Here is a 13,252-nt window from a genome sequence, read left to right on the forward strand (position 1 = left end):
TTAGCTACCGTTACTGTTAACTTTTTCTCGTTTGAAACCACCCCCGCCCTGACCGAAACCAATGCCCGGAGCAGGGCGATTGGCCCGCAGGTCCCGTTTCAACTCTTGCACGCGATTAGGCAGTTCCATCCCCCACGCCTTGCGTGGCCCCCCACCAAAGCGAGAAACGCTAACAAGCGACAAAATACGCCCCCTGCCATTCTCTTTAAGAAATACCGGTGCGCCCGAGGAGCCATAAGTAACATTGCAATCAAATGAGACCAGTTCTTGGCTACGCCCCAAAACCCCGCAATCACGCTGCCATGACAAAGCCGCATCGCGGCCTCGCCCATAAGACACAACACTCACACGACTGCCTTTGCTGTGCCCCTTGTGCAGTGCAAAGGGGGCAGCGGTGAAACTCGAAATCGGGCTTTCCAATCGCAACAGAGCCACATCATATCGAACGAAATGCGCACTGACCCCTGCTCGGGGATTGAATTGCTGATGGGCCGCGATCTGAGACACAGCCCTATCGGCCACCGATACCCCATCGCGCAACCCTGCCCGAAACTGTAGTTTGTCGGTCGAGAGCAATCGATCATTTTGGTCATAAACGCAATGTGCCGCCGTTAGAACAAGATCGGAAGCGATTAAAACCCCCGTACAATACCCTTCTCCGGATTGCTCAACGCGGCCCACAGCCTCCCAGCCAAAAAGATCATCGATGTCGGTCAAACGCACCAATCCGCTGCCTTGGGCCAAGGCCCCGGTCGTCAACAGGCAAAGCGCTGATATAAATGTAAAAAGCTTCATGGTTTGGAAAATTTTGCCCCATTGTCACGGCGTTCGGTGACCGGTGTAAAGCCAGAAACATTCTGGATGTTCTCGAGCTCGCCCAATCCCAATAGCGCCAATAAGTCATTGAGTGGTCGTTTGAGTTGCGTGCCCAGAGACACCTGATCCCCGTCCACCTCTGCCATTGCCGAGACAACCGAGACTACGCGAGGTTCCCCGGATTCGAATGAAAAAACCGGCGCGCCCGAGGATCCAAAATCAACTTCGCAGGACATGATCAAGACACCTTGCTGGCGCGCTTTCACGTTGCAACTTTCCTGCAGCGATGGTGCCTCCAGCCGATCATGTGCATAGCTGACAACGCCGATGCGTTGGCCTTTGCGCGGGCGCGCATCGGTCAAAAACGGAACGATGCGTGTGTTTCTGATTGGATGTTGCAACTCAAGCAGGGCAATATCATTGCGCACAGTCTTAGCCGCGACATCCTCGCTGTGTTTGTAATCCGGATGCGCTTCTGCACGCCGCACGCCACGATAGGCCGCTGCGCGCCCATTGCGCCAACCCGCCAGAAATTCGATCTTCTCAGGCTCGACGTGTTGCCCCGTGCGTTTGTCAAACAGACAATGCGCGGCCGTCAGGACCAGATGCGGTGCGATCAGTGCTCCGGTGCAGACCCCGTGCCCATCAATATCCAAACGCCCAACAGCCTCCCATACGCGGGTGTCGTCGCCCGTATTCAGACGTTGCAAGATTGAATCTTCGGCCTGTGCGCTCTGGCTCATCAGACCCAGAAAAATCGCTGTAAGCATTTGACGCATAAAATACCTTTTAACAGAGTCGCGACAAGGTAGGCTTTGTTTCCGGCCAAATTAGGGCATCAATGAGCAATCACAAACCTAAATTTTCTAAGCATCCAGATGTGATAACGCAGGTGGCATTGGTCCGCCGGTAGCCCAATCCAGAAGCTCAACCGTGTGCACCACAGGCAGGCCGGTGCCAGACCCGATTTGCATCATGCAACCGATGTTCCCCGCAGCAATAAGATCAGGTTTCTTGGCCTCCAATGTGCGAATTTTGCGGGTCTTGAGCTTCCCGGAAATCTCTGGTTGCATCAGGTTGTACGTGCCTGCACTGCCGCAACAAAGGTGGCTGTCGGCGGGTTCTACCACGATGAATCCTGCGCGCTTCAATAGATCTTTGGGCGCAGATTTCACCTGCTGACCATGTTGCAGGGAACAGGCAGCATGATAAGCGATGGTCAGGCCTTTGCCATCGACTTCAGGCAAGTCCAATTGAGTCAGCAGTTCGGAAATATCCATGGCGCGTGCGGAAACGCTTGCGGCCTCTTCAGCCAAAGGGTCATTGCGAAACATGTGACCGTAATCTTTGACCGTTGTGCCGCAACCCGATGTGTTGATTACGATGGCATCCAGCCCTGCACCATCGATCTCAGCGCTCCAGGCCCGGATGTTAGCGGCGGCACTTCTATGACTTTCACCCACTTTCCCCATGTGATGTGTCAAAGCACCGCAACAGCCTGCCCCGTCGGCCACAACCACTTCGCAACCCATGCGGGTCAGCAGTCGGATCGTGGCATCATTGATATCGGTATTCAGGGCCTTTTGCGCGCATCCGGTCATCAACGCGATGCGCATTTTGGTCGGGCCATTGGCGGTAAATCTTTGCGGGTCATCATTGCGGCTGACCGGCGGGATGGACTTTGGGGCCATATCCAGCATCGCCCGCAAACGGGCATCGGGCATCAACCGCGCAAAAGGTCGGGCCAGTTTGGCCCCAAACAATGCCAGACGAAAACGCATCGGATGAGGGAGTATCCAGGCCAAAACCCAGCGCAAAGCACGATCACTCCAGGGACGTTTGTAGTGGTCTTCGATGTAGGCGCGGGCATGATCTACCAGATGCATGTAATGAACACCCGACGGGCAGGTCGTCATGCAGGACAAGCAACTAAGGCAACGATCGATGTGTTTGACTGTTTTCGCGTCAGGCACACGCTCGTTTTCAAGCATATCCTTGATCAGGTAGATCCGGCCGCGCGGACTATCGAGTTCATCACCCAGTACTTGATAGGTCGGGCAGGTCGCGGTGCAAAATCCACAATGCACACAAGAGCGCAGGATCTCGTTGGCGCGGGCGGTTCCGGGATCTTCAAGCTGTTCTGGCGTAAACTGTGTCTGCATGGAACCCTCGACCTAAGCGAGCAAAAGCAAAAGAAGGATGAAGCCTGAACCAATCAAGCAAGGTACGGCCAGAGCCAATTTGGCTCCCCACCCTTTTTGATCAAAGCCAAGCTTGGTATAGAACGCGGCGTTGATCGCGGCAAAAATCAATCCTGCGACAGCGGAAAAATACATGATCGCCCGGAATCCCGAAGCCATGGCGTTCCCGGCCGGATCAGACCCGGTGACCGCCGGAAGAAAAGCGTGCACAATGAACACAATAGCGGCAAGCACAGCGTAAATCAGGGCGGATTTGTATGATTTGGGCAGGACCAGAGAGATCAGGAAAATTACTGGTCCGGGAAGAAATATTGCCAGCATTTTACATGCCTCCCATCAAGCCACGGTTGAGAACTCCGCGCGGGTCAAATTTCTGTCTTATCCCATCGGACAAGGCTGCCAAGGGGGGTGGTTCCGGTTGAAACGCATTGACGTGTGGCCAGACCTCCTCCGGTGCCTTGATCAGTGTCGCATGTCCACCAAGATCCTGCGCCAACTCTTGTAGGTTCATGTGACCAACGCGCACGCCCATGTCAGGTTCACAGTGATCATTCGGTCCGGCCTGCATGGACATATCCATTAGCATCTCTCGATCAGCCGCGAGCCACACCAACCCGCCCCCCCAATCCAAGATGGTTTTGCCAAGGAACCCATCGTGCAATCTACGAAGCTTCAGGAACAGGGACTCTGTATCGCCGGGTTTCAGCGACAGCCGCCAAACTGCAGGGTACGTCCCCAGCGCCGTAACATCGCGAACAGATTGCCAAAGCGACGTATTTTCTTCTGCATTCGTGAGCGTCTTGGCAGCGCCGAACTTGCCAAGTTTCTCGCTTAGCGCCTGAGCGCGGTAGGTGACAGAAGCGACAAAACCTTCGACGCGCAGAACCGTTTTGTTTTGCACATGGGCCGCACCGGCCACATCAAAGGGGGAGCCCAAAGCAGCAGACATCGCTTTGACGGCATCTCTGAGGTCTAGCCCTTCCAACATCACGGTAGCGGTCGCTTCTGGCTGGGGTAGCACTTTGAATGAAACCTCGCTCAGAACACCCAAGGTGCCCCGATTGCCCGCCATCAGCTTGACCAGATCATAGCCAGTGACATTTTTCATCACTCGGCCCCCGTTGGACAGGATACGCCCCTGCCCATCCACAAAGCGCACGCCCAACAGGAAGTCACGCGCGGCCCCACATTGGATGCGCCGGGGACCAGAAACATTGGCAGCAAAAACCCCGCCAATCGTTGGCGTGCCATCCGTACCCAACAGGGGGCGGTGATCCATCGGTTCAAACGCGAGCTGTTGGTTTTCTGCATCCAATGCGGCCGCAATCTCGGCCAGCGGTGTGCCCGCCTTAGCCACCATGGTCAAGGCACCGGGTTCGTAGAGCGTAATCCCCGCAATCCCAGATGTGGTGAGCAACTTCCCCGCGCACCGGCCCACTGGACGTGTGCCGCCACCCTCTATGCGCAAAGGCGAATTTGCAGAAGCAATGGCCTCTGCCAGGTCTGTTTCGCTTTCAGGCCTTAGCACTGCGTCTTTCCTGAAATTGGCTGCACCACTCATTCTGCCGCGATCCTGCGGGGTTCGCTGGCGGCCAATGGAAACACCTTAGCCGGGTTCAAAAGCCACTTGGGATCAAACACATCCTTGATTGCCATCTGGATATCCAGATCTTCGGGCGCGTATTGGTGGCTCATCAAGTCGCGTTTTTCAACGCCGACGCCGTGTTCACCGGTCAGACAACCGCCGACTTCGACGCAAAGTTTGAGGATTTCGGCGCCAAATGCCTCACACTTTTCCAAATCACCAGGTTTGTTGGCATCAAACAGGATCAGCGGGTGCATGTTACCGTCGCCTGCGTGAAAAACATTGCCAACGCCTAAACCGAATTCTGCGCTCATCTCACCGATCCGACGCAAAACGTAGGGGAGCTGGCTGACCGGAATCGTGCCATCCAGACACATGTAATCATTGATCTGCCCCATGGCCCCAAAGGCCGACTTGCGGCCCAGCCAGATCCGCGCACTTTCATCGGCAGAATTGCTTTGGCGCAATTCTACTGGGTTGTGGGTGCGGGCAATCTCCGAGATCTTGCCTAGTTGTACGTCAATTTCGTCTTCAGAGCCTTCGACCTCAACAATCAGAAGTGCTTCGCAATCAGGATATCCCGCGCCGGCAAAGGCCTCGGTCGCGCGAATGCAGGGCCGATCCATGAACTCGATGGCCACGGGCAAAACACCCGCCTTGATGATGTCGGACACGCAATGCCCCGCGACTTCGTTCGAGTCGAACCCGATCAACACAGGTCGTGCACCCTCGGGTTTGTGCAGGATGCGCAGGGTGGCCTCTGTCACAACGCCCAGCTGCCCTTCGGACCCACATACCACACCGAGCAGATCAAGACCCCCTGCATCCAAGTGTGCACCACCGAGTTCGGCCACGGTGCCATCCATCAGCACCATCGTCACACCCATCAGATTGTTGGTAGTGACACCATATTTCAGGCAATGCGCCCCGCCGGAGTTCATCGCGATGTTTCCAGCGATTGCACAGGCCAACTGGCTTGAAGGGTCAGGCGCATAAAAAAAACCGTGCTCTTCGACTGCGCGGGTGACGCTTAGATTGGTGCGCCCGGTTTGGACGCGGACAAAGCGGTTGTCATAGTCGGTTTCCAAGACCTCATTCATCCGCGCGACCCCAAGGATCACGCTGTCGGCGGTCGGCAATGCCCCACCTGCGAGAGACGTGCCCGCTCCGCGGGGGACGACAGGAACCCCCATCCGATGACATAGGCGCAGTACGTCAGCTACTTCGGCGGTCGAAGATGGCAGCACCGCAGCCAAAGGCGGACACTTGTAGGCGGTCAGGGCATCACATTCATAAGCACGGGTTTCAAATGGGTCGGAAATGATCGCATCGGGTGGCAAAATATTCGCCAGCTGCGCCAAAAACTCCGCCTTGCGAGCCAAGATTTTCGGATTGGGCTTGGGCATTTCCATGACGACCTCCAGTATTGGTAATAAAATATAACCAATTTAAGCCTGCCGCAAGCGAAACCTGCGGCCCGGTGACAACATCATGGTATGATGACGGAAAAGACACGCAGACGTGAGTGCAGAATCGCAAATTGGGACGATATAAACAACGTATGAAACGCCTATACCTTTCTTTGATCGCCAGTTTGTGCGCAAGCATGGCTTCGGCTCATGACCCCGAAATTCTCGATGTCCAAGTCGAGAAGATGGGCATGTTGTGGAGCATTCACGTGACCGTGCAGCATGGTGATACCGGCTGGGATCACTATGCGGATGCTTGGGAGGTGCTTGATGCAGACGGCAACGTTCTGGCCACGCGCACCCTGCATCATCCCCATGTGGATGAACAACCCTTCACGCGGTCACTTCACTCTCTGGTCTTGCCCGACGGAACGCGCGAAATCTGGGTGCGGGCACATTGCTCCATAGCAGATTGGTCAAGTCAGCTGACAAAAGTGGAACTCACGCCCTGATCGGTCTAGCGGCGCCCCTCATAGAGCCATGCCCCGGTCAGCAAAAGCGTGCTGAGCAACAGCATCAGCCAAGCTGGCAAAAGCGGGATTTGCGTCACAGACTTGGTTTCATAGGCATTGCGCGGTGTAAGCCCGATCCAGCCGCGCCCAGCGGCCGGACGCCCAGCGCGCACATCACGCAGACGTGGCAAGCCGTCCTCCAGCGCCATGATACCACCAGTGGATTGCTTGATGATGGGCTCCAGCAACTCGGTGCTGGCAAGGGTTTCATCAAACTCAATAGGCGCGGCAGGACCTAGGCCGATCACAGCAGTATGATCTCCGTTTTCCAAACGATAGAGCCCAATTTCAGGGCCTTCGAATTGCGCCTCAAATTGACCCGGCGCGGTTTCTGATAACGCCAAAGACTGCATTTCGCCGCTGGGTGTCGTGACCACAACCTGACCAACCGCGTTTTCGAGCGAGCGGCGGATGATGCGCAATTTCTGGCCAGCGGCTTCGGCCCACAGTGTTTCTTCCTCAAGTTCGGGTTCTTTCATCAGCCAGTGAGCCAAACGGCGTAACAATTCCAATTGTGGTCCGCCCCCTTCATACCCCCGGTGCCACAGCCAGGCATGATCGGAACCCAACAAGGCCACGCGCCCCTCGCCGACGTGATCCAACACCAGAAGCGGGCGATCATCCACACCCGTCATCAATGTATCTCCGCGCTCTGCCTCCAAGTCGATATGACGCAACCAATGCCCCCACTCACCTTCAAATTCCTGCTCAAGCCCAGCAGTGACCGGATGGCGCTGACCCAGCTCTGATACTTGCGGTCGATAGGCCTCTTCAAAAATACGAACCGTCGGGCGCGCAGGAATGACATCTGCCAATGGTGTACGATATATACTTTCAGCGCTGGCAAAGTCTGGACCCGCCGCAATCAGAACAGCCCCACCCCCTTCGACATAGTTGCGCACGTTATCAAGATAGAGTGACGGCAAGATCCCGCGCCGTTTGTAGCGGTCGAAAATAATCAAATCGAAATCGTCGATCTTTTCCAAAAACAATTCGCGTGTCGGGAAAGCAATCAAGGACAACTCGCTGACCGGGACGCCATCTTGCTTTTCTGGAGGGCGTAAAATGGTGAAATGCACCAGATCAACCGAACTGTCGGATTTCAGCAGGTTTCGCCAGGTACGTCCTCCGGGATGCGGCTCACCCGAGACTAGCAAGACACTGAGCCGGTCGCGCACCCCGTTGATCTGAACCACAATGCTATTGTTGCGATCCGTCAACTCACCGTCTACTGCGGGCGTAGAAAACTGCAGCACATTTCGTCCGCCATGGGGCAGAATCAGGGGCAGCTCGATATCTGTACCGGTTGAGACCTCAAACTGTTGCGGGGTGTCACCATCAATCGAAACCTCCAATGGCACTTTATCGGCTCCATCAGGCCCAGCGCCCAAATCATCGATGCGCAAGGTCATGGTGATTTCTTCGCCAAGAATGGCAAAGGCCGGTGCATTGTCGATGGTCAACCGCCGATCCCAGTCTCCTTGCTTGCCGGTGTGCAACAGATGGATCGGTGCGGGCATATCGGATGCTCGATCCAAATCATGCACTTGCCCGTCTGACAAAAGTATGGCCCCTGCAATACGCCCTTTGGGTGCTTCGGCCATGGCGTCGGACAAGGCCTGCATGATGCCGGTCCCGCTATTGTTGGCGCCATCTCCAACAGTGATTTCACGCAATTCTGTGTTTGGGCGGGCGGTTAACTGCTCTTTCAACGAAGCCGCGGCCTGCGACACGGCTTCATCTCGATTTCCCAACTTCTGGCTAGCGCTACGGTCTTCGACCACAAAAACGATGTCATCCAGATGTTCGCGCTCTTCCTGTTGGATGACGGGCCCGGTGAGGGCCGCCAAAACCACAAGTGCTGCAAACGTCCGCAACGCCCAGCCGGACAGGCCACGCCACAGGGACAGGCCCAGACTACAAAGCACCATGCCAAACAAAACAGTGATAAATGGCCAAGGGGCAAGCGGGTCAAAGAGGATGGTTGTCGTCATTGGCCCAACCTACCGAGAAGTGCAGGCACATGAACCTGGTCTGATTTATAGTTGCCAGTCAACACATGCATGACCAGATTGACCCCAAATCGATTGGCCAATTCTCGCTGGCGCTCGCCAGAATACCCGCGCCCAACAGGATATAGCGGTGCACCACTCTCATTGATCGCCCAAGCCGCCGCCCAGTCATTCCCCCCGATGATCACCGGCGTCACACCATCATTGAGGTTGCGAAATGGCATACCTTCGATCTGCTCAGCGTCGGGTGGAGACGCCTCGACCCAGACAGGTTGACCGGTAAAACGACCGGGAAAATCCTGAAGCAGATAGAATGTCCGTGTCAAAACATGATCGTGTGGCACAGGTTCGAGAGGCGGGATATCCAATGGGGCTGCGAGACGCTGGAGTTTCGCCCCGTTCGGGGAGGAGTTTCCAAAACCTGCGATATTGGCATCGCGCGTATCAAAAAGGATCAAACCGCCCGTGCGCAGATACTCATTCAGCCGCGAATACGCCTGATCGCTTGGTGCAGGTTGATCCGGGGTGATCGGCCAATAAATGAGAGGGTAAAACGACAACTCATCCGCTTCCAAATTGATCCCGATGGGGTTTGCTGGCTCGACCGAAGTACGAAAGAACAAGGTGCTACCAAGCCCGCGCAACCCGGCGTCAGACACACGATCGAGCTGCGCATCACCGGTCAGGACATAGGCCAGAACAACCTCACTTGTAGCCAGTTGGGCCTTGCTCTGTTGTGCCTGCCCAAGATCAGGAATCAGCAGTAAAGTAAGAACAACACCTATCGCACGTGTGGGCATAAGACGACCAGTCAATGCCAATGAAGCAAGGATATCTAACATCAATAAAAGAAGCGCGAGCGAGAGAAAAACACCACCTAACGGCTGCTCGACCGGAGGAGAAAGGTCCATGACGGGTACGCTTTCGGGCCAATTCACGGGCCTCAGGTCAGGCTCCGCCGTTGTCACATTAAACGCCAAGCGCCGGTCCGACCCATCATAGAGCCCGGGTTGAAGGGTGGGGCCTGGCGGCTCTGAGATCAACCGCGTACCGTCGACACCCGGCAATGTCGTGGCCTGCGTCAGGTGGCCGAAGCCGTCAAGCACCTGAACAGGTTGCCATGTGGTGCCTTGCATCTGCACCAAATCAGGCGTGGTTGCGGCAGACGAGGTCGCCAAACGGTCCAGCATCTGCACGAACAAGCCTGACAGCGGCAAATTAGACCATTCGGCGTTGGCGGTGACGTGGAACAAGACCACCTGCCCCGCCCCCAGACGTTTGCGTGTGACAAGCGGCGTGCCATCGGTCAGCTGTGCAATCACACGTTCGGCCAGTGTCGGATCCGGTTGAGCCATAACTTGCGCGGTGATTGTGACTTCATCAGGAATCGCAAGGCCGAAAAATGGGCTGTCTTCCGCAAAGGGCGCAAGCGTTTTCGGGTCGCCCCAACTCATAGCACCGCCAATCATACGTCCCCCGGCACGCAAGCGCACAGGCATCAAATGGGTTTCTGCGTTCCGCGCCGTGTCACTCGCTGCCAAACGCGGACCGGCAAACCGAAGCAACGTGCCACCATTCTTGGCCCACTCGAGAAGAGCCTCTTCTTCGGCAACTGTCAGGATTGCGACATCGGCCAGAACAATGACGTCCGGGTTCGCGGGTAAAATGTCGAGCAGGCCGCCTTCCAGCATTTGCGCTGCGGGCAAAAAGGCTTGCTCAAGATAGTGAAGCGGCGACAGCAGCTCCAAACCCTCGCGATCTTCGCGCCCCGCGATCAAGGCTATTTCACGTTGTTTAAGGGTATCCGCCACCAAGGAAACGGCCCCGGGATGGGACTGCCCTGCGATTTGAAAACGTGTCAGGCGGGCACGCAGTTCGGCTGGCAGGGATAGCAAGCCCTCCGCCGAAAGTTTCTCCTCGGCAAAGCTGACTGGAACGCTGGCCGTCAAACGCAGTTCCCCGTTCGGATCACGTCCGTGCGCCTGAATCGTGATATCTGCTGCGCCATCCGCAGTTAGTCGATGCGCCGTCAGAACAATCTCCCCATCTGCGATGACGGGTGGGGAAAGGACCATCAACTGGCGATTGCCCTGATGGATCATCACGGGGCCATGGCTTTGTAGCGCAGCCATAAGATCGTCGCGCCCTTCGCGGGCCAATCCGTCCGAAAACCAACGGGTCTCAAAAGGTTCATCCCCTAATAACGTGATGATGTCTTTCGTTGCCTCTGGATCGGCAGCCCAAGGGTTGGGGGCCATGCCAACCAGGCGCCCGCTCCAATCTGACGCTGCGCGAAATGCAAGTGGCTCTGGCGCGCTCAGCTGTAAAATCGCAGTGGGTCGTGCATCGCGGCCAGCCTCGTCCAGAAGAGAGTCGACGACAGCACGTTTGGTTGGCCACTCAATCGCACTGGCCCAACTGGCATCCATCACAATCAACAGCGGCTCGCTGCGTTGGTCCGTGTCCTTTTGGTGCGGATTCAGAACCGGGCCAGCGAAGCCGATTATAATGGCCGCGATAGCCAACATGCGAAGCAGCAATAACCACCAAGGTGTGCGATCCGAGCTGCTGTCTTCGTCCCGCAGACCCAAGAGCAGGGCAACACCCGGAAACCGCCGCCGGACCGGCGCGGGGGGAATTGCGCGCAAAACAAACCACAAGATCGGAAGTATGGCCAAAGCCAGCAAAAGCACTGGTGAACTAAAACCGATCGCACCAAAGGTCATCAGCGCTGCCCCCCTTGGTCAAAAGCACGGTAGAGCCACAGAAGCGCCGATTGAGCACTGTCGTTAGTGTGGTGACAGTGATAGCGCCAGCCAGTGGCACGGCATAGCTGGCGGAGCTGATCCTTGCGCGCTGCTAAGCGTCTGAGATAACGATCGCGCAGGTCGTTGGCCTGTAAGGTCTCGTGGTGCAACGTGCCGCCGCCACTTTCAAAAATAGCACGACCCCGATAAGGGAAGCTTTCCTCAGCCGGATCCAAAATCTGTAACAACACCCCACGCACGCCCCTGTCAGCCGTGGCAGCCATGGCAGATTGCAACTGATCCAGATCCCCCAGAAAATCCGAAACAAACAAAGCGTGACTATACGGTGGAATGGCCGCAAACGCGGGCGCGCCATAGTCGTCTTCGTGTTCTTGATCTAAGGCGGCGGCCAATCGGGTGATCTGCGCTGTACCCCGACGCGGTGGCAAAGTTGGCGCGGTCAGACCAACCCGTTCCCCACCCCGGTTCAGCAATATCGAAAGCGCCAATGACAACATCTGCGCTCGGTCCGACTTTTCTGGAAGAGCATCATCAGAAGTGAAACGCATAGAAGCCGCGTTATCAACCCAGAACATGACCGTCTGAGCGATCTGCCACTCGCGCTGACGCACGAATTGCGCATCACTGCGTGCCGAACGCCGCCAATCGATGTGGCGACGTGAATCTCCGGGCTGCACTGGACGGTATTGCCAGAAGTCATCGCCCATGCCCGCACGACGACGACCATGATCCCCCAGCATGACAGCACCCGCCAGATGCCGGGCGCGCGCCAAGAGTGGCGGCAGGGCCTTGGCCTCAGATTCGGCGCGGGCGCGGAGGGGGAGAGGGTTGCTCACGCAGCAGCCTCAATCCGGGTGACGGATTGCGTGACCGTTGCGATCAGATCTGGCAGCGTTTCCCCTCGGGCACGTGTTGCAAAGTTAAGAGCCATGCGGTGGCTGAGCACCGGCAAGGCAAGCGCAGCAACATCATCCGCATCCGGTGCCAACCGCCCCTGCAGCATCGCGCGAGCACGTACCGCAAGCATCAAAGCCTGCGCTGCACGTGGTCCGGGGCCCCATGCGACGGCATCCTTGACGGCGGTCGAGGCGCTCTCATCCTCGGGGCGGAAGGCGCGAACCAGTTCCAGAATGGTATTCATCACCTTTTCGCCCACGGGCATGCGGCGCAACAGTTCTTGCGCTTTCACTAACTCTTCAGCGGTGAAAACCTGATGCGCCTCTGCCTCGGTCGCGCCGGTTGTGGCCAGCAAGATATCTCGCTCAGTATTTAACGTTGGATAGGGCACATCGATCTGTACCAGGAACCGGTCAAGCTGGGCTTCGGGCAGAGGGTAAGTACCCTCTTGCTCAATCGGGTTTTGCGTCGCCAGCACGTGGAACGGGGCGTCAAGCACGCGATCTTGCCCGGCAACGGTCACTTGCCGTTCCTGCATCGCCTGCAATAGGGCTGATTGCGTCCGTGGGCTGGCGCGATTGATCTCATCTGCCATCAAAAGCTGGCAAAACACCGGGCCCTGAATGAACTTGAAACTGCGACTGCCATCAGTGCTGGTTTCCAGCACCTCGGACCCCAGAATATCTGCTGGCATCAGGTCAGGCGTAAACTGGACCCGATTGGAATGCAGGCCCATGACAGTCGATAGTGTTTCGACCAATCTGGTCTTGCCCAACCCCGGCAACCCCACCAACAGGCCATGACCACCACACAACAAGGCCGAAAGGGACAGATCGACCACCTGCTGCTGCCCAATAAAGCGCTGATTGATCGAGGCGCGCGCCTGCGCCAGCTTATCCTCAAGCGCTTCGATTTGGGTCAACAATTCGTTGTCATCCGTCATGGCAAAATTCCTTAACACTGGCTATTCGTATAAGTGAGTGTATCGCTTT

At 56.6% G+C, this 13,252-nt stretch carries 11 protein-coding genes; 1 reads left to right on the forward strand and 10 read right to left on the reverse strand.

Annotation, left to right across the window (positions count from 1 at the left end):
• The 6 genes from ROA7450_RS14795 to ROA7450_RS14820 all read right to left on the reverse strand — a co-directional run bounded on the left by ROA7450_RS14795 (position 1) and on the right by ROA7450_RS14820 (position 6,014).
• Complete coding sequence (locus tag ROA7450_RS14795; protein ID WP_143534471.1) at positions 1-795, reverse strand: trypsin-like serine peptidase; 795 nt, start codon at positions 793-795, stop codon at positions 1-3.
• Positions 792-1,559: a trypsin-like serine peptidase gene (locus ROA7450_RS14800; protein WP_370738214.1), complete on the reverse strand. Its 768-nt coding sequence runs from the start codon at positions 1,557-1,559 to the stop codon at positions 792-794. The genes ROA7450_RS14795 and ROA7450_RS14800 overlap by 4 nt, the downstream gene beginning before the upstream one ends.
• A 123-nt stretch (positions 1,560-1,682) precedes the next feature.
• Positions 1,683-2,978: a glycolate oxidase subunit GlcF gene (gene glcF, locus ROA7450_RS14805; RefSeq protein WP_085806647.1), complete on the reverse strand. Its 1,296-nt coding sequence runs from the start codon at positions 2,976-2,978 to the stop codon at positions 1,683-1,685.
• A 12-nt stretch (positions 2,979-2,990) separates the two neighbouring features.
• Positions 2,991-3,338 carry a hypothetical protein gene (locus ROA7450_RS14810; protein WP_085806648.1) on the reverse strand — a complete coding sequence of 116 codons (348 nt, stop codon included), beginning with the start codon at positions 3,336-3,338 and terminating at the stop codon, positions 2,991-2,993.
• A 1-nt stretch (position 3,339) separates the two neighbouring features.
• On the reverse strand, positions 3,340-4,578 hold the full coding sequence (locus tag ROA7450_RS14815; protein WP_085806650.1) for an FAD-binding protein: 1,239 nt from the start codon (positions 4,576-4,578) through the stop codon (positions 3,340-3,342).
• Positions 4,575-6,014: an FAD-linked oxidase C-terminal domain-containing protein gene (locus tag ROA7450_RS14820; protein ID WP_085806651.1), complete on the reverse strand. Its 1,440-nt coding sequence runs from the start codon at positions 6,012-6,014 to the stop codon at positions 4,575-4,577. The genes ROA7450_RS14815 and ROA7450_RS14820 overlap by 4 nt, the downstream gene beginning before the upstream one ends.
• Positions 6,015-6,163: 149 nt before the next feature.
• On the opposite strand from ROA7450_RS14820, the gene ROA7450_RS14825 reads away from it, so the two are divergent.
• Entirely contained in the window at positions 6,164-6,523 is a 360-nt protein-coding gene (locus ROA7450_RS14825; RefSeq protein WP_085806653.1) for a hypothetical protein, read from the forward strand.
• Between the two features lie 5 nt (positions 6,524-6,528).
• Here the strand turns inward: ROA7450_RS14825 and ROA7450_RS14830 are convergent, their stop codons facing one another.
• From ROA7450_RS14830 to ROA7450_RS14845, 4 genes are read right to left on the reverse strand one after another with little or no spacing between them, the layout of a single operon-like run.
• Entirely contained in the window at positions 6,529-8,577 is a 2,049-nt protein-coding gene (locus tag ROA7450_RS14830) for a hypothetical protein (RefSeq protein ID WP_085806655.1), read from the reverse strand.
• Entirely contained in the window at positions 8,574-11,321 is a 2,748-nt protein-coding gene (locus ROA7450_RS14835) for a DUF4159 domain-containing protein (RefSeq protein ID WP_085806657.1), read from the reverse strand. Before ROA7450_RS14835 ends, ROA7450_RS14830 begins: the two co-directional genes overlap by 4 nt.
• The gene (locus ROA7450_RS14840) at positions 11,321-12,199 is read right to left on the reverse strand and encodes a DUF58 domain-containing protein (protein ID WP_234999537.1); all 879 of its coding nucleotides are present in this window, start codon (positions 12,197-12,199) and stop codon (positions 11,321-11,323) included. The genes ROA7450_RS14835 and ROA7450_RS14840 overlap by 1 nt, the downstream gene beginning before the upstream one ends.
• Complete coding sequence (locus ROA7450_RS14845) at positions 12,196-13,203, reverse strand: AAA family ATPase (protein WP_085806658.1); 1,008 nt, start codon at positions 13,201-13,203, stop codon at positions 12,196-12,198. The genes ROA7450_RS14840 and ROA7450_RS14845 overlap by 4 nt, the downstream gene beginning before the upstream one ends.
• Positions 13,204-13,252 lie beyond the last annotated feature (49 nt).

Source organism: Roseovarius albus, from assembly GCF_900172335.1.
Taxonomy (GTDB): Bacteria; Pseudomonadota; Alphaproteobacteria; order Rhodobacterales; family Rhodobacteraceae; genus Roseovarius; species Roseovarius albus.

What these genes read in the sequence shown, in the direction of transcription:
- ROA7450_RS14800 (WP_370738214.1), bottom strand. Translation starts at nt 1,559, where the DNA reads ATGAGCCAGAGCGCACAGGCCGAAGATTCAATCTTGCAACGTCTGAAT.
- ROA7450_RS14810 (WP_085806648.1), bottom strand. Translation starts at nt 3,338, where the DNA reads ATGCTGGCAATATTTCTTCCCGGACCAGTAATTTTCCTGATCTCTCTG.
- ROA7450_RS14830 (WP_085806655.1), bottom strand. Translation starts at nt 8,577, where the DNA reads ATGACGACAACCATCCTCTTTGACCCGCTTGCCCCTTGGCCATTTATC.
- ROA7450_RS14835 (WP_085806657.1), bottom strand. Translation starts at nt 11,321, where the DNA reads ATGACCTTTGGTGCGATCGGTTTTAGTTCACCAGTGCTTTTGCTGGCT.
- ROA7450_RS14795 (WP_143534471.1), bottom strand. Translation starts at nt 795, where the DNA reads ATGAAGCTTTTTACATTTATATCAGCGCTTTGCCTGTTGACGACCGGG.
- glcF (WP_085806647.1), bottom strand. Translation starts at nt 2,978, where the DNA reads ATGCAGACACAGTTTACGCCAGAACAGCTTGAAGATCCCGGAACCGCC.
- ROA7450_RS14815 (WP_085806650.1), bottom strand. Translation starts at nt 4,578, where the DNA reads ATGAGTGGTGCAGCCAATTTCAGGAAAGACGCAGTGCTAAGGCCTGAA.
- ROA7450_RS14825 (WP_085806653.1), top strand. Translation starts at nt 6,164, where the DNA reads ATGAAACGCCTATACCTTTCTTTGATCGCCAGTTTGTGCGCAAGCATG.
- ROA7450_RS14820 (WP_085806651.1), bottom strand. Translation starts at nt 6,014, where the DNA reads ATGGAAATGCCCAAGCCCAATCCGAAAATCTTGGCTCGCAAGGCGGAG.
- ROA7450_RS14845 (WP_085806658.1), bottom strand. Translation starts at nt 13,203, where the DNA reads ATGACGGATGACAACGAATTGTTGACCCAAATCGAAGCGCTTGAGGAT.